The organism is Mycobacterium sp., assembly GCF_039583785.1.
GTDB lineage: Bacteria > Actinomycetota > Actinomycetes > Mycobacteriales > Mycobacteriaceae > Mycobacterium.
Map to the genome: position 1 here is coordinate 22678 of NZ_JAVKSG010000058.1, position 1746 is coordinate 24423.

General features: G+C 65.0%; 2 protein-coding genes. One reads left to right on the forward strand and one right to left on the reverse strand.

Features of this window, described 5'->3' with window-relative positions; genetic code table 11:
- Window positions 1-977 (forward strand): leucyl aminopeptidase (locus tag ABDV69_RS15945; protein WP_343576077.1); only part of this gene is annotated, 977 nt, incomplete at its 5' end.
- On the opposite strand, the gene ABDV69_RS15950 is transcribed toward ABDV69_RS15945, so the two are convergent.
- A complete protein-coding gene (locus ABDV69_RS15950) occupies window positions 974-1714 on the reverse strand; it encodes a hypothetical protein (protein ID WP_343576080.1) in 741 nt (246 codons plus the stop codon). The two genes, ABDV69_RS15945 and ABDV69_RS15950, sit on opposite strands and share 4 nt — an antisense overlap.
- Window positions 1715-1746 lie beyond the last annotated feature (32 nt).

Sequence of the window (1746 nt, forward strand, 5' to 3'; positions counted from 1 at the left end):
GCGCACGCGACTTCGTCAATACCCCGCCCAGCCACCTGTTCCCCGCTGAATTCGCCAAGCGGGCAAAGGCTTTGGGTGACGCCGTCGGGCTTGCGGTCGAGGTGCTCGACGACAAGACGCTGACGAAGAACGGCTACGGCGGCATCATCGGCGTCGGCCAGGGGTCGTCGCGGCTGCCGCGACTGGTTCGGCTGTCCCACCACGGTGCACAGCTGGCGAAAGGCAAGAAGGGCAAGCAGGCGAAGCGAGTCGCGCTGGTCGGCAAGGGCGTCACTTTCGACACCGGCGGCATCTCGATCAAGCCCGCAGCGTCGATGCATCACATGACGTCCGACATGGGTGGTGCCGCGGCGGTGATCGCGACCGTGACGCTGGCCGCGCAGCTGGAACTCCCGATCGACGTGATCGCCACCGTGCCGATGGCCGAGAACATGCCGTCGTCGACGGCGCAGCGCCCCGGTGACGTGCTGACCCAGTACGGCGGAACGACCGTCGAAGTCCTCAACACCGACGCCGAGGGGCGCCTCATCCTGGCCGACGCGATCGTGCGGGCGTGTGAGGACAACCCCGACTACCTGATCGAGACGTCGACGCTGACCGGTGCGCAAACGGTGGCGCTCGGCTCACGCACGCCCGGCGTGATGGGCAGCGACGAGTTCCGCGACCGGGTGGCGGCGATCTCGCAGCGGATCGGCGAGAACGGCTGGCCGATGCCATTGCCCGACGAGCTGAAGGACGACCTGAAATCGACGGTGGCCGACCTGTCCAACGTCAGCGGTCAACGGTTCGCCGGGATGCTGGTGGCGGGCGTGTTCTTACGCGAGTTCGTCGCCGACGGGGTCGACTGGGCTCATATCGACGTTGCCGCGCCGGCCTACAACACCGGCGGGCCCTGGGGTTACACGCCTAAAGGTGGTACGGGTGTACCGACGCGCACCATGTTCGCGGTGCTGGAGGACATCGCTGCGAACGGTTAGCCGCGTACCGTCGGGCGGCTGAACCAACGGACTCTCTGCCGCCACGACTCCGCCGAGGCCACTGCGAATCCGGCGCCGCACCCGCAGGCGAAGAACCACACCAGCGCCGTCGTGAGCGGAGTCTGTAGACCCGGAATCAGTGCGGTAAGGGTCCGGACCGCGCACGCGCTCATACCGCTGCCCGAGGCGATCAGGTAAGCGTCGGCAATGTTTTTCGAGCGGGGATCTCGCCGGAGGATGAACAGCGCGCGGGAGCCCAACACCAGCAGGTACGCCAGGGTTGCACACAACAAAACCCAATAGACGCTCAACCAGAAGTCGGTGTGCAGTGCGAAAAAGTCGCGTGTGTACGTCTTGCTGCCCCGGCTGAGCGTGAACGTCGCCAGCAACAGCGGAATACACAGTGTGGCGGGCCGCTCCACACATTGCTTGAACGACGCCTGCAGCGCGCGGTCATCGGCCACCCGCCCGACCACGTTGTAGACGATCGCTGACGCCGCGACGATGTAGCAATCGTGTCCGATGTAGTTCTGCAGGTTCCACTCACCGGTGATCGTGTGCAGACCGACGCCGATCGTCCGCGAAGCCAACGGCGACATCAAAGCGACCGCGGCGCCCTGCAGGGCGATATTGAGAGTCGCGGCGACTTCCCACCGGCAACGCCAAGTCACTCGCCGTATCCAGAGACTCCACACGATGGATATCAGGGTTACAGCGATGAGAAAGCTGAGTGCCACAGTAGTTCCTTGTACCAGTAGTTCCTTATACC